The sequence below is a fragment of the Polaribacter sp. IC073 genome, from assembly GCF_007997075.1.
GTDB lineage: Bacteria > Bacteroidota > Bacteroidia > Flavobacteriales > Flavobacteriaceae > Polaribacter.
This window is the reverse complement of record NZ_VORS01000009.1, coordinates 34,478-55,051: the sequence shown is the minus strand read 5'-3', so window position 1 is coordinate 55,051 and position 20,574 is coordinate 34,478. Positions and strand designations below refer to the sequence as shown.

The window sequence follows — 20,574 nt, the reverse complement described above, 5'->3', positions numbered from 1 at the left end:
CAGCTAATTTTATTAGCTGCTTTTTTTGTTTAGAATAGTTCTGCACCTTTTATAGGTAGATCTATTTCGCCCAAGATAAACCATAATCCAACTCTAAATACCCAAAATCTATTACTTATGAAAAAAGATTAGATATTCTTTAAGTTAATATTTTTGTAGTATGATTTATATCATAAAAAGAAAAACATTCATTGCATACTTTTGTTTTAAAATAGAGATATATTAACATTTAAAAATAATATTTGATGAAAAATTTAAAAGTAAGTTTAACAGAAGGACAATTAAAAATCACAATGGATAAGCCAGGTTTTAGTAAATTTACATTAAAAGAAGCTGGTTTAAAAGAAGCATATAAAGTAGAAGGAGGAAATTTAAGAGTTAATGTAGTTTTAGGGTATATTCAAGATATTAACTTTTATAAAATGCCAAAGATTGAATTCGATTATACAGAAAATATTCATGAAAGTAATTGGATTGTTGAGTTTAACGGTGAAAATATTCTAGAGAAGAAAGATCATTCAGGAAAAGCAACAATACTTCTTTTAAATAGGAAAAAAATGAAAGAATTAGTGCAACGTCATGAAAACAACTTATTAATACATGGAGATTTCTCTGAAGAGGTTCTAATTAAAAACACAAGTTCTTTACAATTATTTGAGACATCAGGAGAATAAAACTTTAGATTTTCAACACAATAAAAAAACCATTTTACATTGCCCCTAAAAAGTTAGACACTATTTGGGGGTATTTTTATGTTAGTCTTACATCTTTAATTTGATGTGTTTTCGGTGTAAACGTATTTTTTAATCATGTATGCTGTAATTGGGTGTAGCTTTTTTAACGTTGCCGGATGAATTCCTCTGTTCATAAAAAAATCTATTTTACCAGTTGCTAATTTTCCATACCAAATTAATGGGTTTCCACCTCTAGAAAATTGAGTTTCTCCTGTAGCTTGTGTTGTTTAAATTTTTTTAATGTTCGAAAGATTACTTGTAAACAGCATTTTTTCCTCTTGTACAGAATTAGAAGAAAGTTTAAAGAATGAACCTGTAAAAATAGAAACTTTAGCAACAGAGGGTGAAGATGGACGAGACCCGGATGAAGACGACAATGATCAAACAGAAAAAAAGAATGGAGGAATTTAAACTTTTTTAAATCAAGAATTGTAGTATTTTAGAGAAGCAAAATTGAAACCTTTATTCCTCTTATGTTTTATTTTTTTCTAAACAATAATTTATTTTATTTTCAAGAAAAAACTTTTGATAGCATTTATAAAAAGGTTATTCATTGCAGTAAAAAAAACAAAATAGTAAAGCATTATTTTATTTTAAAAAATTACTTTTAGAAGCAAAGCAAAATAAAAACTTAGAACGAGAAGCGCTATCGTGTTATAAAACAGCAACTTATAGTGGTTTGTTGAGTTTTAGAGATAGTGCTTCTTACTATAACAATCAATCAAAAAAAATATATATACAATTAGAAGATAGTATTCAAACGGGTAGGGTTTTACTAAATATAGCTATTATAGAATCTAATTTTGGAAGTTATTCTATAAGTGATTCAATAGTAGTAGAAACATTAAAATATATAAACGGAAAAAGAGATAGAACAACAGCTTCTGTTTATAATTGTTTAGCAATCAATTAAAAAAAACAATTTTTATACGATGATGCAATTACTTATTTTAATAAAGCGATTGCTATTTCAAAAAGAAAAACATTAAAAAGCATTTACATAAGTAACATTGCGAATGTTTATGAAGAGCTTAAAGAGTAGCCAGAATCCATTTTAACTTTAGAAAACTTACTAAAATATTCAATAAACATTCTAAAAACAAAGGCAAGAATTATCCATAATACAGCGCAGGTTAAATAGTTAAATAATTCAAAAGAAAATGCTTTAAAAGGGTCGCACTTAAGAGAATCAATAAGGATAAAGGAAAACGATAATTACGGTTGAATAACTAGCTATTCTCATTTTACAACCTATGATATTTTTTAATTTAATACTTGTCTAAAGGTTTATTGCAATAAGGTATTAGTATAAAACTAAAAGAAAAGGAAATTTCTCCTTCGAGTACAGGTGCAATTGAAAAAAGATTAAAGTTTTTTTGAAAGAATATTTTAATGCTAATAATCTGTCACATTTAGTAGGTATTGCTAAAGATTTCGGAGTTATTTAAATCCATCTATTAATTTAAAAACAGTAGTAGCTTAGTCTAAAAAAGAATCTATATAAGTAAAAGAAGAAGAACATTATCGATTAGCAACTCTGCTTGTTCTAGAATCTTAAAATAAAAAACGCCACATTTTTTAAAATGGGGCGTTTAACTTCTACTTTTTCTATTGCAATTAGATTCTAATTTAATAAAAAATAAATTCAAATATCGTAATACAAAAGTACATTAAACCATCACTTTAGTTGTAAGTATAAACACCCGTTTTAACTTCTTTTTCGAGTTGATTTTTTTTGTATCTTATTAAATTTGCTTCTGGTGCTACTTTTTTTGGTATTCTCTTTTCTATCTTTAGAAGATTTAGCTCTTCTTGTAACCGGTTTTTTCGTGCGCACGGGTCTTCTTTGCGTATCTATACTAGCAGTTCTTCTTCTAGTTTCCGAACTTCTATTTATTTTAGCATCAGATTTTCTTTTGCTATCAGATTTTCTATAAGAAATATTATCATGCTTTTTATACGTTCTATTATTTCTATTCGTGTTTGCTGGTTTTCTCCTTTTTAAAATTTTTCCTCTTTTACCTGATTTGTATTTTTTATTAGACTTGTAATAATAGTATCTATTATCTTCTCTAAACTTGGTATAGCTTCTTCTAAAATCACTTTTATAAAAATAAGCATCATTATAATTCCAGATAGTTCCTATGTTTAGGTTTATTCTAATTCCGTTATCGTAATAGTAATTATCCTTTACATTTCCATAGAAAATAGGTTCTCCGTATCTATTATATTTGACACTTAAGTTACCAACATCTGTAAGTCTATTTCTATAGTACCTCATAAAAATAGTACCAACTCTAGAAACATTTCCTCTAAAATCATAATTAATAAATACAGAACCTACACGTCTTATTCTACCCTTGTAATCTCTTTCTATGGTTATACCACTTTTTCTAGCACGTATACCGTTATGGTCATAATAAGTGTCATTATAATTTGAGTTAAAATCAAAATCTCCGTTTGTGAAAATAAAAAATTCAACGCCTCTTTCTATAAAGTTTACAGAGTTTTCATAAGCGTAATTCCCTCTAATGTTTTCCGATAAATAATTGCCGTTTTTGGCTTCAACAGTAGAAACCATCAAGAACATTCCTAGTAATATAAGTACACCTTTTTTCATAATATATGGTTTTAGGGTTTTGCCTACTCTAATTGCTTTTCGGCTTTCGCATTTGATTTAGTATTTCCAAAGAACGTGCCAAAAACATAGAAAGTGGTGTATAAGAGCGAGGATGAATTGATAGTTAGCTACTTAATTTGTTGTTTTTTAGTTTTTTCGAAACAGCTTTGAGTTTCAAAGTTTATTTCTTTTAATGAGATATAATGAGTAATTTTATTTTAGATAAGATTAACAATATTTTTATACAAACTGGTATAAATATTGTACTATATATGGCGTTATTAATAAAAATAAATAAAGATGTATTCAAAAAAAATTAAGAAACATTTATTAACGGCAGTCCTATTGATATTTTCTTCAATAATTTACGGACAAGGTAGCTTGCCGATAAGTCATGTAGATGAAATAGACCAAATTGCAGTGATTGAAAACCCAGCATTAAAAAGAATATTGATAAAAGAAATAAATTCGAATAAAAAATGGAAGCGTTTGGTTGCAGGAAAGCAAATGTCTATTGGTATTGTAGATTTAAGCGATCCTACAAATTTTAAGTATGCAGGTATGAATGATAATTTTATGATGTATGCTGCAAGTTTGCCAAAAATAGCCATTCTTTTGGCGGCGATGGATGCTATCGATAAAGGAGAAATGGAGTACACAGATGAAATTAAAACAGATTTACGATTAATGATTAGTAAGTCGAATAACCAAGCATCTACAAGAATGATTGATAGGCTTGGGTATCAAAAAATTGAAGAGGTTTTAAGAGCTCCTAAAAATATGCTATATGATGAAGAGGTTGGCGGTGGTCTTTGGGTTGGTAAGAGATATGCAGCGCAAGGTAAAAGGAGTCCAGACCCGTTAAAAGGTTTAAGTCATGCAGCTACAACAAGACAAGTATGTAGCTTTTATTACCAATTAGCTTTGGGGAATTTAGTAAGTCCAGAACGTTCTAAAGAAATGTTAGAGATTATGAAAGATCCTAAATTGCATCATAAATTTGTAAATACTTTAGACAAAGTTGCTCCAAAAGCAACTGTTTATAGAAAATCTGGTTCATGGAGAAATTATCACTCAGACTCTGCATTAGTTTGGGGACCAGAAAGAAAATATATAATTGTTGCTTTGATTGATAATGATTACGGAGAGCAAATTATAAGAAATTTAGTAAGACCATTAGAAAAGGTATTAAAAAAAGCACGTTCTTTATAGTTCTTTTATTTAAAGTAAACTGTGAAGAAACTAATAACTAAAACATTCGGATTAAGAGATGATGAAATACGCATCTCTTTTTTAATGTTCTTTTATATTTTTATAATTATTACCGTTTTACTAATTGTAAAGCCAACTGTAAATGCCCTTTTTGTTTCTAAGTTAGGCGCAGATAACTTACCTTTTGGGTATCTTTTAGTTGCTAGTGTAGCTGTTCTAACCTCTTACTTTTATAATAAAGCAATTAGAAACTTTTCTCTTGTTAAGGTAACAGTGATTTCTTTAATTGTTTTTAGTTTTACTTTTATAGTACTAAGTTTAGTAATTAGGTATGCTCTTATTAATAATTTTATTCTCTATTTTTATTATGTCTTTATTTCTTTATTTGCCGTGGTTGCAACATCGCAGTTTTGGTTGTTTGCAAACATGGTTTTTAACGCAAGAGAAGCAAAAAGAAATTTCGGTTTTATAGGAGCCGGAGCTATTGCAGGAGGAATTTTTGGAGGTTATCTAACCAGTATCATCGCTACTAATTTTGGAAACGAGTTTGCTATTTTTCTTGCTGCTATATTAATTTTAGTTTGCATTCCGCTATTAAAAAAAATATACCATTCAAAAATTAAATTTTTAAATTCTTTTAAAAGAAAACAAGTAATTGCTAATGAAGAGAACTTAGAAAGTTCCTCATTGCGTTTAATTTCAAAATCTAAACACTTAACTTATATCGCTTTGATAACAGGTATAGGTGTTGTTGTAGCAAAATTAGTCGATTTTCAGTTTAGTGATTTTGCTCAAAAAGCGATGCCAGATTCAGATGATTTAGCAGCTTTTTTTGGTTTTTGGTTTTCAACGTTTAATGTTGTTGCACTAGTAATCCAATTATTTTTAACGAATAAAATTCTAACCAGATTAGGCGTTTCTTCTACTTTATTGATACTTCCGCTAACAATTGCGTTTGGTTGTTTACTATTTTTAACTTTCCCTGAACTTTGGGTTTTAATAATTATTAAGGCAATTGATGGTAGCGCTAAACAGTCTGTAAATAAGGCAGCAATAGAATTGTCTATTATGCCAATTCCTATTCAGGTTAAAAATCAAGCAAAATCTTATATTGATGTTGTTATAGATAGTTTGGCAACAGGTTTTGCTGGGTTTTTATTGCTCTTTTTGATAAAAAAATTAGACTTAGATACCACGTACATTACTGTTATTATTTTACTATTTACTTTTGTTTGGATCTTATTTATTTATCGTTTAAGAGAGGCTTATTTTTCATCTTTTAAAGAGAATATTCAAAAAACGCTATCATCTGAATTTAATAAAAATAAAAAGAATGAAAATACCATTACCGATATAAAAAATATTTTTGTAAACGGTGATGAAGAATCTATTCTTAACGCATTAGAAAGATTAAGAGACTACAAAGAATCTTCTTTTAACACTGCTGTAATTAAACTTTTAGAACATCCTTCTAAAAAGATTAACGCAAAAGCTATTGAGTATTTAGACTCTTTTGAAGGGATTGATATTTTAGATAAAGTTGAAAAGTTAGTTTATGAAAAAGATGATCTTTTAGTATTTATAGCGCTAGATTATATTTTAGCGCATTCGCCAATTACAGATGAATCTTTTTTTAATAAATATCTAAATCATGAAAATGAATACATCGCAAACGGAGCCTTATTATCTTTAGCGAAACAAAGTTTTAACAACGCTAAGTTAGGTGATAAATATACTGTTGTTAATAGATTAGATGAAAAAGTGATCGCTTTAAATAAGGGTATATTGTCTGAAAGAAAAGAAATTTTAGCAGGTTTGTTAATGAGTATTGCGTATGCAAGAATGACAAAGAATTACCACATAATTATAAAGTATCTTAAAGATGACAATGCTTACATAGCCAAATTTGCAACAATTTCTGCAGGTATTACGTCTGACGAAATTTTTATAAAGGATTTGCTTAATTCATTATCAGAAAAAAAACATAGAAAAAGGGCGATAAGAGCCTTGAGAAATTATGGACCAAAAATTATTGACTATATTCTTAAATTAGACAATAACGGAACGCTAAAGCCTTCTACCAAAAAGTACATTCCAAAAATTGTAGAATCTTTTAAAAATGAAAAAGCTGTAAGAATTTTATTACGTCTTTTAAGAAATAAAAATGCCATTACAAGGTTGTCTGCTTCTAATTCTTTAACTAAAATTCTTAAGAAGAACACAAATTTATCTGTGAGTGCTAGAGTTATTAAGAATCAGATTTTAAGAGAAAGTAATTATTATAAAAATACCTTAGAAATCATAGCTTCTATAGAGCATTTAATTCAAAAGGATGTGTTAGATGAGGTAAGAGAAAGTAATAATGAAGTTTACCTGTCCAGAAAAAATCTTGTTTCAGAATTAGAAATTTTACTAGACGCTAATATAAAATGCATTTTTAATCTCTTAAGTTTAATTTATAATGAAGAAGATATTAAAATGACGTATGTTGGTATACAGAGTAAAATTAAGGAAGCTAAAATAAATTCATTAGAGTTTTTAGATAATATTTTACAGCACAAAATAAAAACAATGGTATTGCCAATTATAGAATATTATGTGGTTGATGATAGTCATTATAAATCTTCAATAATAAATTTGAAGATCATAAAAGAGAAAAAATTTCTCAATAGAATTGTAACTTTAGGTAGTTTTAAATTGAGAATTCTTGTTATTAGATATGTTGAAGCGTCTAATAACAAGAGATTAACATCGGTATTATTACCGTTAAATAAGTTTAAGAATAGCAAGGTAAAAGAGCTTGCTACAAAAGCATATCACTTATCAATTTCTAAGAATAATAATCATTAATTATCGCTTTCGTCTTTATCGCTCTTATATTCTTCTTCTTTAATAATAGGTTTTTTAGAGACATTTGCTTCATCAATAATATCATCAATTTTACTAGCTAAATACATGTGTGCACCTGCAGAGTTTTTATTTAATACGTTAGACATTAAGCAAACGATGTATTTTAAACCATTGGGGTGCTCTACGATAATGACAGAATTCATGTAATTAAAAACATTACCGGCATAACTACCACAATCAGGGTTTTTTGCGCGATCACATTTATAATAACTACCAGATTTAAAATAAACAGCAGCACTATCTAATCTTGGTGATTTTGCATATCTAATTCTTCTGTCTGTTAGATAAAGCAATCTTTTCATCTCTAAGCTAGACTCTGTGTCTATAACATTACCTTGTTCTAATTGAACTAAAAATTTCATTAAACCTTTTGGTGTGCCAATACTTCCGCCTTTTCTACCAACATACTTTCCTGCGGGTCTTGTAAACATTCCGCCTAACTTCCATTCGTTTTCTTCAATTCCTAATTTTCTTAGAGGCTCGTTAACCACTGTATTTGCTAAGTTTGTAAGAGAGTCTCTAGATGTTTCTTTAAAATAGTTTTCTGCCTTTTCTGCATCTAAAAAGAAGTAATCTTGTCCGAAAGCAGCCATTAACATTGCCTCTCTATACATAATACTAGCGGCGCCATTATTACTTACAGAAACCATGTGATCTAACCATTCGTATAAAGAAAACTTGTCGCTTGCTACTACTTTTCTTTTTGTTAACCTATCTTCTTCAATATCGTAAACAGGTATTGTATGATGATCTCCGGTTCCCCAATATCTAGAAGTAACTTTGATGTTTTTTAAATAACCAACTCTATCCTCCCAAGAATCTGGACATAGTCTTTGCAATTGATCAAAAACGGCTAATAAAACAGCAATTTTACCAACACTTCCGGGTTGATAACCTACATTTTCTCTATGAGCTGCGTATTTTAGATTATCAGGATTACTCATGTCCATCACAGAGATAGAATACGAACCAGAAGGTATTATTCTTTTTAATTTTCTTTCAAAATCTCTGTCAGAAATTAATAAATCTTGAATACTATCATCCTTTCTATTCGCAAGGCTTAGCTTAATATCTGTCAGTTTTTTATAGGCTCCCGCAGGAATTCTAGTATACTTTACACTATCTAATTGAAACTTTCTTAATTGGTACAATCTTGCAATTCCGGTAGCTTCATAACCATCGATAGGATATTTTATGAAACCCAATGATGTAACTATTAAAACGGCTAGTACTATGTATTTAGCTTTCATATTTATATTTTTTCCGTTAATTTTATTTTTGTATTAATTTTTATTTTCGGGGCAATAGAATTTAGATAATCAGAACTTTTAGCTTGTTTATTCTCTACAAAAGGTCTTATCTGAAACAACCAAAGTTTGTCATCTTTAAACCCAAATTCAACATCATAAGCATGATTTTCTTCGGAAGATTTTTTGCCAATTTTAGTTCTAATTTCAGTTGCAAGTTCTCTAATGTCATTTACATTACCTACATTTAAAATAGGTATATTAAATGTGGTGTAATATTTTTTTGTGCTTCCTGTATTCGGTAAACGAATGTAATCTGGTTGTCTTGCAGGACTTAACAAATAACTGCTTTCTGAGGTAATTAATCTGGTCTCTGCAGATTGTCCATCTACAGCACCACCAGCTCCTCTACTAAAAGCCACTGTTAAATCTTTTTCAGAACCTTCGTTAATTCCTTTTGTAATCATAACCCCAGAATAATCTACATCTACACTTGGTATAATTAAAATTGAAGGATATACATTTTCTGGATTCAATAAATATTTCTGACGCCATTTAAAACTTCTCTCGGTATAAGCAGAAGCCCAAACTTGTTTTATTCCTTGAATTATTTTCTCTTCTTTTAGAATATTAAAAAGTGTTAGGTTTAACCCAGCTCCTGTAAATTCTTTCAGATCTTCCATATTGGTGTCACTTCTTAAAAATACCGGAACATTTCCAATCTTATCCCCGAAAACAGTTTTAAAATTATTTTTTAAATCCTCTATAAAGCTGTTCTCTAAATTGATACTTAAAATAGCTGTGTGTAACTCTTTTAAAGAAGAAATTAAGAATTTTTCTATGGCTTCCTCTGAGCTCCCATTCTTTTTTAGTGCTTCTGATTTTGCAAAAGTGGAATTTAAAAATTCCCAATAAGTTTTATCTTTACTAGGCATTTGTTGGTTCATATGGGTTTTAAAAATTCCGAAAGGAATGATGATTCCCTCTACAACCTTGTTAGGAAACATATTTTTTAATTCACCTAAGTTTGCTGCTTTTGGACCGCATAAAATACCAGAATCGGTAGCTTTTACATCTCTCATATTAATGATTTTAGAAACACCTAACTTTAATTTGTCAGTCGGAACTTTAATCATATTTTTAGATCTTTCTTTCTTATCGAACAATTTTCGTTCGATAGCTGTCATGTCATTCTCTAATTTTAAAATGACATTTCCTTTACTTGATACAGCGTAAAATACATTTTTGTTTGTATATTCTTCCAGAGACTTTAAATTATCACTAGACAAAGCGGCATTCGGTATTCCTAAATTTCTTGCTAATAATTGTACATGAGAAACCAAATTGCCTTCAGAAACCGTCATGATTCCTGCAACCGGTTTTAAGTCAGATGGCGGTTTTTGAAAAATATAAATATTATTAGTATTTACTCCAACATCGTCTGGGTTTCCATCGACAACAATTAATTTTCCGAAAGCATAACCTGGATTTAAACCTCTAATTGCACCTTGGTTGTTAATACTCATTACACTGTTATTCCTTTTAGAAACCCTGGCAGCAAAACCATTTAGCTTACTTACAGTTTCTCCTAAATTCAAACTAATAGAATTTCTAATTCGATCGTCTATAAAACTGTAGGCTAGTGGTTCAAATTTAGCATATTCATTTACATCTTCTTGATAATTTGCCTTTACTAGAGAAGTGCTCCATTCTACAATTCTTCTAGCATTAGTAACTAAAGAGTTTAGTTCTCCTAAAGTAATTTCATCATTTTTTAAAACGTCTGAAAAAGCAGATTTCACAATATCAAATTCCCAAGCCTCAACAAGACCAGTAGCATATGATGCACAGGTAAGTGTTTGTATTTTTAAAATGGTTTCTTCTAAAGTTTCTGGGTTCCAGTTTTGGGTTTCTATTAGAAGATTTTTTTCTAGCTGATTTGTTAAATCTAGTAGATTTAAACGGTCTTTGCTATTTTCAAATAAGGTAATATTATACCTAAGTAGATCTAAATTATCTGTAATTTTTATAACAATATCTCTTGCAGAAAGGTTTGCCTTGTCTTCGTTTATAAAACTTTTTAAATGCGCTAAAACTTCGTTTTTATCTTTAATTTTAGTCAGTTCTCTAGCAATTGAATTATAATTTAAAGGAGCATAGAATTCCTTCATCGTTTCTAAAAGTTTATCAAAATTCTTTTTGTCTTTGGTCTCTATTTTAGAAGCATTTTCCTTTAGGAAACTCTGTACTAAATAAATATCTGTTTTTTGTGGATTTCCATGGATTTTGATTCTAATATCCATAAAATCAGGAATTTCTTCTGCCAATATTTTAGATTCACTTCGCATTAGTTGTGCAATGTTAGAATCGCCATTATGAGGAATGTCTTTTAAAGATTGTCTAACCAAATAATAATTAGAATTTAAGAAACTATCATCTTTTAGAATATTTTCATAAAACTCTTTTCCCCATGCTTCTTCATCTTCAGATTGTATAGCGCCTCTATAAAACTGCCCTTTTCTTAACACCCAACCATCGTCTACACTTGCTAAATATTGGCCTATTTGATATTGTTTTATTCTGCTATAATTATGCTCTGAATCTAAAAAATTATCATTTTTAAGACTTGCTAGAATTTCTCCAAAAAACAAATGATTGCTTTTTCTTAAGTCTAAAGCAGATATTTTAAAACTTGCATGCTGAATTCCGCCACCGATAGAATCTGGACACGGGTCTCTTGGATCTCTAATACTACCGTCTTTACAGAACCATTTAATTCTGTAATAAGGACCTCTAATATCCTTCTTGTAAGAGGTAATTAACTCTTTTATTTCGTGTAGAGTCTTCTTTTGTGAGGTAGTATTCAAACTGAAAAACAATGCGATAGCAAAAGTAAAAAGTATTCTTTTTTTCATAATAAGTTCTTTGTCTTACACAAATTTATAATATTAAAAGTATATAATAAACTTTCTAAATTAATAAGAGTAAGAAAAAAACGGAATGAGTTAAAATTTTTTTGTTGCTAATAATTTTGAGAAGGCGAGCAGTGTAAATGTTGACTTTTAGTTAAGTATCAACATTTTTTAAAGGCAAATTTCTCTTTATTTTGAAGAAGAAAAGCCTCTTTACAATTTGTAGGATGTGTAAAATGATGTGTTTCTAAAGAGTTAAAATGGGGTTTATCTATTAAGAATAGACCTTCAAAATCTTTTTCTCCATCAGAATTGTGTCTTGATATTTTATACGTTTTGCTATTTATTTTTTCTTCAATTTTAAACCATGCACCGCTTCCAATTCCACCCAACCAAGTTCCATCTTTTAATCTAAAAACATCTAAATTAGGTTGCTCAGTTCCCTTTAAATTTGGCTCTCCTTCAAACCTGTTAAAAAAAGAAGCTTTGTATTCTCTTACAATAGATCTGTTAGTGTAATTGGTAATTTCCTGTTTAAAGACGTTGTATACGGTGTTGTTTGTGTTTGCTTTTATAACATTACCAATAGGACTTGGCGTTAATAAATTAGATTTTTTCAATTGAATTCCAATCTTTTTATTTGTAGAAGAAGCAATAATGGCATCGGTTACAAACCTAGCGCAATTGGTACCTTTTTTAATAAAAGCACCATAAGGAATCTCTTTTTCATCAATTAACTGATGAATAAATGTTTTGGCTTTATTATAATCGATTTCTTCATGAATGCTCGCAACCAATCGACCATCTCCATGTGTTTTTTCTGGATGATTCTCTATCCATAGTAAAATTTCTTTTAGGTTTAATAGTTCCTTCTTTTTAAACCTAGCAGTAACAGAAACTTCTAATTCGGGATCTGTCTCTTTAGAGCGCACACGACCATTTCCGTAGGTTGTAATATACCGCCCAAAATCAAAATAATTTATTTCCGATTTGCCTTTTTGAATCAACAGTAAAGCGGCATGTCCTGCTTGAACAGCGTGTTGGCCACCAATACCAATTTTTGGCCAAAAATTACTTAAAACTTCCCAATAAGCTGGTCTTACGATCGTATCTGGATACGAAAGTATGATGATAATTCCATCAGAATCTTGCATTCAACTAATTGTTAAAGATGGCTTTTAATAAAATCTGAAACGTTTTAAATGCGAAGAAAACAGTAAAAATGATTAAAATTCCTGCAGCAGCTATTATCACATAAGAGAGCATTTCTTTGGGAGTATTTTCAAACTTTTTTAAAGCCTTAAAACCCATGGTAAGTGAAATAGGTGATGCAATAAATAGAAAAACTAAAATACCTAAATACTTTAAACCTTTTGCTAATAAATTTACATTAGTGCCCATTGTTATAGTGTTTTATAGAATTTCTAACATTTCCGTATTTTTCTATTAAGACGGCTGCTTCACTTTGGTCGATACTTAATTCATTTGCTAACATTATTTGTCCTCTTTCTACTAATTTGCTATTAGACAGTTGCATATCAATCATTTTATTGCCTTTTATTTTTCCTAACCGAATCATGGTTGCAGTAGAAATCATATTTAGTACTAATTTTTGTGCGGTTCCTGCTTTCATTCTAGAACTTCCTGTAACAAATTCAGACCCCACAACAACTTCAATAGGAAATTGAGCTGCACTCGATAACGGACTGTTTTTATTACAGGAAATAGAACCTGTAATAATAGTGTTCTCATTACATTTTTCTAGCGCAGAAATAACATAAGGCGTGGTGCCAGAGGCAGCGATACCTATAACAATATCTTTATTAGAAATTTTATGTGCTTGTAAATCTAACCAGCCTTGTGTTTTAGAATCTTCTGCATTTTCTACCGCTTTTCTAATGGCAATATCCCCACCGGCAATAATACCAACTACAAGTTCATGAGAAACGCCAAAGGTGGGCGGACATTCAGAGGCATCTAAAACACCTAATCTACCGGAAGTTCCTGCGCCAATGTAAAATAACCTACCGCCACTTTTTAGTTTTTTAACGATTTCGTTCGTTAATATTTCTATTTGTGGTAAAGATTTTTCAACAGCTAAAGGCACTCTTTTATCTTCATTATTTATGTTGATTAACACTTCATTAGCCGTCATCTTTTCTAGATGGTTGTACTTAGAATCTTGTTCCGTAGTTTTTATAAAAGTCATCGTCCAAAAATACTGTTTTTTTGTATGTTTGAATGCTCATTTAAACCGAAGTTTTAGTTTTTTTCTACCAAAGTTATATTATAACTGTCTGTTTCTGAAATATGAAAATAACCTAGAGGAAAATTAGTTTCGTTTGTGGTGTTTATGATATTTCCTAGCAAAGAAGAAGGAACCGATTGAAATGGCCCACCACCATTTACACCACTTTGACTTAACAAAACTCTAAAATAGGTGTAATAATCTTTTGTAATACCAGATAGTTTGATCTTTATGTCTTTGGGGAATTCAATATTTTCATCTTCATAATAATAAGAAAAAAGATATTCAGATCCGTTAAAATACCTGTCTTCAATAGTAATATAATTATAGCTGTCTATATTAAAAAGGTAATAATCTTCTGTTGTGATAGTGTCTGTAAATACTATTTTTAGCTCTATTTGATCTTCTGAAAACAAGGTTTCATTGCCTTGTTGTATGTTGTTAATTATAGTAGATTTTACTTTTGTAGCTTTTCCTTTATAGACTTCGTTTTTATAAATCACAGTTAGTTCATAGATTGTGTTATCTACAGGGATAAAAGTAGTCATTGGCGTATAAACGCCGTTACTATTTATATCTAAAAAAGGAATAACAACATTATCGGACAGGTTTGTTATATAAACGACTGCATCAGTTACCGTAGGAATTGTTTCTTCAAAATAATCTGCAGATAATTTTAATTTAACAACTGTATTTGCCGTCACGGGAGTTTCATCAAACAAAACTTCAAAACTTGCATCTATAATTAATTTTGGTTCAATTGTAGGCAACTCTACATCTACTACTTTCTCGCAATTGGCAAAAATTAGCAATACTAAAAACGGAATTATTTTTATGTTTTTCATACGAGTATTATTATTTAAAAACTACTTAGCGTGTTTAGAATTTAAAATTATAAGTTACAGAAGGTACAACACCAAAAATTGAGGTTTGTACAGCTTCATTTCTAAAAGTATCTTCATTTTGCCTGAATGCTAAAGAAGCTGCATTTTGCCTTCCATATAAATTATAAATACCAAAAACCCATTCTCCTTGCCACTTTCTATTTTTATTTTTTTCGGGTGTTAAAGTAGCCGAAATATCTAACCGATGATAGGTTGGTAATCGATCTGCATTTCTTCGATTATCATCATAAATTGGTACATTTAAACCCTGCACCTCATATTGCCCAACAGGATAATTTGTTGGTTGCCCAGTTTGAAAAACAAAATTTGAATTAAATTGCCACTTTTCACTCAATTGATAACTTGCATTGATAGAAAAATCATGTGTTTTGTCATAAGGTGTGCTGTACCATCCACCACTATTAATACCAGGTTCATTAGTATTTCTACCTGCTGTTAGTTGTTCGGAACGCGAAAGTGTATAAGAAATCCATCCTTTAAAATTACCTTCATTCTTTTTAAACAATACTTCTAAACCATAAGCCCTTGCTTTTCCGTTTAAAATTATGGTTTCAATTTCATTATTTGCAATTAGATTTGCCCCATTTATATAATCGATTCTATTTTGAATGTCTTTGTAAAAAGCTTCTGTTTCTAAGGTATATTTTCCGTCTTTAAACGACTTAAAATAACCAACTGCATATTGATCTAATAATTGTGGTTTTACATATTTTCCACTTGGCGTCCAAACATCTAATGGAGTAGGAGAGGCGGTGTTAGAAAGTAAGTGTAAATACTGAACCATTCTGTTATAACTCGCTTTTATAGACGTGTTGTCATCTAAAGTATAAGACATAGAAACTCTTGGTTCAAAATTATGAAAGCTTGCAATTACATCGCTTCTTTTAAAATTTTCTGTACCTGTAGCTGCTGCAGATTCGTACTTTTTAAATTCGGTATTATAAAGTACTGCTTTATCGTTCTCATATGTATTTAATTCATCTTGCCCTAAGCGTGTAAAATTGCTAAAACGAACACCATATTGCAATCTAAAAGCATCACTAATCTTGTGTTCTGCATCTATGTAAGCTGCAAATTCATTGGCATACTTATCAATTAGTTTTTCTGCTATAATACCAGAATCTTCTCTGTTGGGTATAATTTTACCAGGGTTAAATTTGATGTAAATGTTGTTAATACCGTAACTTAGTTTTACCTTTTCACTTACATAATGATTAAAGTCGTATTTAAGATTGAAGTTTGTAATGCCAGAATCCCATTCGAAACCAACAAAGTCTAGCGTTAATCCGTAGAAATAATCAGAATAAATTAAAGACAGGTTAGAGAATAATTTGTCTGTAAAAAGATGGTTCCAACGTAAATTAACAACCGTATTTCCATACGTGTTTACAAAATTATCGCTGATTCCGAAAACATCTTTTCCGAAATAGGTAGACAAAAACACATTGTTGTTGTCATTAAAACGATAGTTAACTTTAGTATTTAAATCGTAAAAATAGGCTTTGTTATCATTATCAAACAACGGTAAAAATAAATGAGCGTAAGAAGATCTGCCACCAATTAAAAAAGAGCTTTTTTCTTTTTCTAGCGGGCCTTCAATGAGTAATCTAGAAGAAACCAAACCAATACCTCCTGTAATATTAAAGTCTTTGCTGTTTCCTTCTTTCTGATAAATGTCTAACACAGAAGACAATCTTCCGCCGTACTTCGCAGGAATACCTCCTTTATATAGTTTTACATTCTTAATAACATCAGGATTAAAAACAGAGAAAAAACCGAATAAATGAGATGAATTAAAAACAATTGCTTCGTCTAATAATATTAAGTTTTGATCTGCTGCGCCACCTCTAACATTAAAACCAGAAGCGCCTTCACCAGCACTTGTAACTCCTGGCAGAAGTATGAGTGATTTGATAATGTCTGCTTCACCTAAAACAACAGGAATCTGTTTTATGGTAGAAGAAGTTAAACTGTTAACGCTCATTTGTGGCGTTTTCAAATTCAGTTTTTCAATATTACTTTCTATTATAATTTCATTTAAACTCTCGGACTCTTCTCTTAAATTAAAATTTTTTGATGTTTTTTCTAGCAGTTCTAAATTTTCTATAATTGTAGTATATCCTAAATAACTAATTTGCAATTTATAGTTTCCTTTAGGAATAGTAATCGAGTAAAAACCGTATTCGTTAGTGGTTGTACCCGCATTTAATTCAGACAAATAAATAGAAACCCCTATTAAGGTTTCGTTATTAGAATTGTCATAAACAGTTCCGCTAAGTGTTACTTTTTCTTGACTAAGTATTGATAAACTCATCAGAAAAAACAAGAAAAATATTTTTTTAAGGTGTAACATTTTTATTTTGTTTAATTATTATCTAAATAATTGCAACAAAAATACAATTCTAAAATGATATAAAAATACAAATTACAAACTTTTATAAATAGCAAAAGCCGATATCTATATATCGGCTTTTGTTTAATTTATACATCTTGTAAAAACTAGATATTATCTAAAATAGTATTTAAAGTAGTATTGGGTCTCATTGCAGCATTAGCTAAATCTTCTTTTGGTAGGTAATAACCACCAATATCATTAGCATTTCCTTGGGCTGCATTTAATTCAGATACAATCTTAGCTTCATTAGTTTTTAAGTCTTTTGCAACTATAGTAAAGGCCGCTTTTAATTCTGCGTCTTTATCTTGGTTTGCCAATCCTTCTGCCCAATAAGTTGCCAAATATAAATGACTTCCTCTATTGTCTAACTCACCTACTTTTCTTGAAGGAGATTTGTTGTTTTCTAAGAATTTGTCTGTAGCATTGTCTAACGTTTCAGCTAAAATTAAAGCCTTAGGGTTGTTTTTAGAAGTTCCTAAATGTTCTAAGGAAACAGCCAATGCTAAAAATTCTCCCAAAGAATCCCAACGTAAATGGTTTTCGCTTAAGAATTGTTGCACATGTTTAGGAGCAGAACCTCCAGCACCTGTTTCAAACAAGCCACCACCATTCATTAAAGGAACAATAGATAACATCTTAGCAGAAGTGCCAACTTCTAATATTGGAAATAGATCTGTTAAATAATCTCTTAATACGTTACCAGAAACAGAAATAGTGTCTTCTCCTTTTACAATTCTTTCTAAAGTGAATTCTGTTGCTTTTTTAGGCGATAAAATTCTGATATCTAAACCAGAAGTATCATGTTCTGGTAAATATTTTTTTACTTTTTTAATAATTTCTGCATCATGAGCTCTGTTTTTATCTAACCAGAACACAGCTGGTGTTTCAGAAGCTCTTGCTCTTGTAACAGCTAATTTAATCCAATCTTGAATTGGTAAATCTTTTGCTTGACACATTCTCCAGATATCTCCAGCTTCAACGGCATGTTCAAGTAACGTCTTACCTTTGCTATCTAAAACAACTACTTTTCCGTCTTTAGCAATTTCGAAAGTTTTGTCATGAGAACCATATTCCTCTGCTTTTTGAGCCATTAAACCAACGTTAGGAACAGTTCCCATGGTTGTAGGATCGAAAGCACCGTGTTTTTTACAGAAATCGATAGTTGCAGAATAAATTCCTGCATAAGAACTATCAGGAATAATTGCTTTGGTGTCTTGTAATTTTCCTTCAGAATTATACATTTGTCCAGAAGTTCTAATCATAGCAGGCATAGAAGCATCTATAATTATGTCTGAAGGTACATGTAAATTAGTAATTCCTCTATCTGAATTTACCATTGCTAATTCTGGTCCGTGATCTAAGGCATATCTTATTTCATTTCTTATTTCATCACGCTTTTCTTTTGGCAATTCACCTAACTTGCTAAGAAGATTTCCTAAACCATTGTTTACATCTGCACCAATTTTCTTAAAGGTTTTTCCATGTTTTTTAAATAAATCATCAAAAAATACACGAACTGCATGCCCAAAAATAATAGGATCACTTACTTTCATCATGGTTGCTTTCATGTGTAAAGAAAACAATACATTTTTATCTAAAGAATCTTCATATTGCTCTTCTAAAAAAGAAATTAATGCTTTTTTACTCATGATGGTTGCATCAATAATCTCACCTTCTAAAAGATTTAAATTTTCTTTTAAAACCGTTTTTGCACCGTTTTCTGCAATATGAACAATACTTATAGAAGTGGCACTTTTTAAAGTAATAGATTTTTCGTTATTAGCAAAATCTCCTTCACTCATAGTGGCAACATGAGTTTTAGAATCTGCAGACCAAACACCCATAGAATGTGGGTTTTTACGGGCATAATTCTTAATTGCCTTTGGTGCTCTTCTGTCAGAGTTTCCCTCACGCAAAACAGGGTTTACGGCAGAACCTTTTACTTTATTGTACAAAGCTAAAACAGCTTTGTCTTCATCGGTTTTTATTTCTTCTGGATAATTTGGAAGCGCATAACCATTTTCTTGTAATTCTGTAATTGCTTCTTTTAACTGTGGTACAGAAGCACTAATATTTGGTAATTTTATAATATTTGCATCTGCTTGTTTTACTAAATCTCCCAAAACAGCTAAAGCATCTTCTACTTTCTGATCTTCATTTAAATACTCAGAAAAATTTGCTAAAATTCTTGCTGCAAGAGAAATGTCTTTTACTTCTATTTCTATATTAGAAGTTTTGGTAAAAGCTTTTACAATTGGTAAAAAAGAACGAGTTGCTAAAGCGGGTGCTTCATCTGTTTTTGTATATATTATCTTAGCTGTATTGCTCATGTAAATTGTATTTGAAATTGTATGAATAAATTACTTTCTTAATAAAAAGAGCTTATTGAGAAGGCGAACAAATTTAAGAATTTAAGTTGATATTTATATTGGTAAAATGCTTTTAATTAGTAGGTTTTATTACATTATTAGCAATTTTTGAAATCGATTGCATAGAAGTTAAAAATAAAAGCCATATCAAACAATTTCTTGCTGTGATATGGCTTATTTGAAATAGTTTTGAAACTATTTTACATTGCTGTAAAATAAATAAGAATACACTTATATTTCCATCTCTAAGGAGAAATTATCTTCGCTATTTCATTTTCGAAACATCCTTAATTTTAAAGAAGTAAATTACCTGTTTAAAACACAATGAATGTTTCTATTGCTATAGATAAAAGTATTTTCCTAAAAAAAACTTTCTACAGCTATACATTTTTAGATTTCAATTTCTTTTAAATAAACAATATATAAAGAACGTTACTTCATAAGTTTACTTTTAATTTCTTTTTAGTTATAGAAAACCAAAAAGTTTATCTTATTTATAAACTATAGCGTAAATATAAGATTAATGTATACAGAAACGAAGTTTTTAACTAATTAGTAATCAACATGATGTTAACCAAGGTTATGAACATTTGTTAACTAAAAAAAGCGTTGTAATTAAACAACGCTTTTTAGCTTCTTTATAAATTGAAGAATTATCTTCTTTTTTCAGTAATTCTAGCTTTTTTACCAGTAAGACCTCTAAAGTAAAAGATTCTAGCTCTACGAACTTTACCTCTTTTGTTAATTTCAATTTTTTGAATAGAAGGTAAGTTTACAGGGAAAATTCTTTCTACACCTACAGTTCCAGAAATTTTTCTAATTGTAAATGTTTCAGAAGCTGCAATACCTCTTCTTTGAATAACTACACCTCTAAAAAACTGAGTACGTACTTTTTCCCCTTCTTTAATTTCGTAATAAACAGTGATTGTATCACCAGCACCAAATTCTGCAAATTCTTTTTTTGCTACAAATTCGTCTTGTACAAATTTTACTAAAGATTCCATATCTTTTAATTTAATTAA

At 29.8% G+C, this 20,574-nt stretch carries 15 protein-coding genes; 5 read left to right on the top strand and 10 right to left on the bottom strand.

What is annotated here, in order from left to right:
- Positions 1-245: 245 nt before the first annotated feature.
- The 3 genes from ES045_RS13365 to ES045_RS13360 all read left to right on the top strand — a co-directional run bounded on the left by ES045_RS13365 (position 246) and on the right by ES045_RS13360 (position 1,647).
- A complete protein-coding gene (locus ES045_RS13365; protein WP_147116796.1) occupies positions 246-674 on the top strand; it encodes a hypothetical protein in 429 nt (142 codons plus the stop codon).
- A gap of 300 nt (positions 675-974) precedes the next feature.
- Positions 975-1,145, top strand: a complete 171-nt coding sequence (locus ES045_RS16450; protein ID WP_189663108.1) for a hypothetical protein — start codon at positions 975-977, stop codon at positions 1,143-1,145.
- A gap of 271 nt (positions 1,146-1,416) precedes the next feature.
- Entirely contained in the window at positions 1,417-1,647 is a 231-nt protein-coding gene (locus ES045_RS13360; RefSeq protein WP_147116795.1) for a hypothetical protein, read from the top strand.
- Positions 1,648-2,442: 795 nt separating this feature from the next.
- Here the strand turns inward: ES045_RS13360 and ES045_RS13355 are convergent.
- Positions 2,443-3,354 carry a hypothetical protein gene (locus ES045_RS13355; protein ID WP_147116794.1) on the bottom strand — a complete coding sequence of 304 codons (912 nt, stop codon included), beginning with the start codon at positions 3,352-3,354 and terminating at the stop codon, positions 2,443-2,445.
- 300 nt (positions 3,355-3,654) lie between these two features.
- On the opposite strand from ES045_RS13355, the gene ES045_RS13350 reads away from it, so the two are divergent.
- Together ES045_RS13350 and ES045_RS13345 are read left to right on the top strand one after the other, a co-directional pair.
- Complete coding sequence (locus ES045_RS13350) at positions 3,655-4,566, top strand: serine hydrolase (protein WP_147116793.1); 912 nt, start codon at positions 3,655-3,657, stop codon at positions 4,564-4,566.
- A 21-nt stretch (positions 4,567-4,587) separates the two neighbouring features.
- On the top strand, positions 4,588-7,416 hold the full coding sequence (locus ES045_RS13345) for an NTP/NDP exchange transporter (RefSeq protein ID WP_147116792.1): 2,829 nt from the start codon (positions 4,588-4,590) through the stop codon (positions 7,414-7,416).
- Here the strand turns inward: ES045_RS13345 and ES045_RS13340 are convergent.
- The 9 genes from ES045_RS13340 to rplS all read right to left on the bottom strand — a co-directional run bounded on the left by ES045_RS13340 (position 7,413) and on the right by rplS (position 20,556).
- Complete coding sequence (locus ES045_RS13340) at positions 7,413-8,726, bottom strand: serine hydrolase (protein WP_147116791.1); 1,314 nt, start codon at positions 8,724-8,726, stop codon at positions 7,413-7,415. The two genes, ES045_RS13345 and ES045_RS13340, sit on opposite strands and share 4 nt — an antisense overlap.
- 2 nt (positions 8,727-8,728) lie before the next feature.
- On the bottom strand, positions 8,729-11,638 hold the full coding sequence (locus tag ES045_RS13335; RefSeq protein ID WP_147116790.1) for a PEP/pyruvate-binding domain-containing protein: 2,910 nt from the start codon (positions 11,636-11,638) through the stop codon (positions 8,729-8,731).
- 158 nt (positions 11,639-11,796) lie between these two features.
- Complete coding sequence (locus ES045_RS13330) at positions 11,797-12,789, bottom strand: DUF6695 family protein (RefSeq protein WP_147116789.1); 993 nt, start codon at positions 12,787-12,789, stop codon at positions 11,797-11,799.
- A 4-nt stretch (positions 12,790-12,793) separates the two neighbouring features.
- A complete protein-coding gene (locus ES045_RS13325) occupies positions 12,794-13,036 on the bottom strand; it encodes a DUF6095 family protein (protein ID WP_147116788.1) in 243 nt (80 codons plus the stop codon).
- Positions 13,026-13,844: an N-acetylmuramic acid 6-phosphate etherase gene (gene murQ, locus ES045_RS13320; RefSeq protein WP_147116787.1), complete on the bottom strand. Its 819-nt coding sequence runs from the start codon at positions 13,842-13,844 to the stop codon at positions 13,026-13,028. Before murQ ends, ES045_RS13325 begins: the two co-directional genes overlap by 11 nt.
- A gap of 53 nt (positions 13,845-13,897) precedes the next feature.
- Positions 13,898-14,728: a DUF4249 family protein gene (locus ES045_RS13315; protein ID WP_147116786.1), complete on the bottom strand. Its 831-nt coding sequence runs from the start codon at positions 14,726-14,728 to the stop codon at positions 13,898-13,900.
- Positions 14,729-14,762: 34 nt separating this feature from the next.
- Entirely contained in the window at positions 14,763-17,141 is a 2,379-nt protein-coding gene (locus ES045_RS13310; RefSeq protein WP_147116785.1) for a TonB-dependent receptor, read from the bottom strand.
- Between the two features lie 146 nt (positions 17,142-17,287).
- Complete coding sequence (locus ES045_RS13305) at positions 17,288-19,513, bottom strand: NADP-dependent isocitrate dehydrogenase (protein ID WP_147116784.1); 2,226 nt, start codon at positions 19,511-19,513, stop codon at positions 17,288-17,290.
- 692 nt (positions 19,514-20,205) lie between these two features.
- On the bottom strand, positions 20,206-20,556 hold the full coding sequence (gene rplS / locus ES045_RS13300) for a 50S ribosomal protein L19 (RefSeq protein ID WP_147116783.1): 351 nt from the start codon (positions 20,554-20,556) through the stop codon (positions 20,206-20,208).
- Positions 20,557-20,574: the final 18 nt, after the last annotated feature.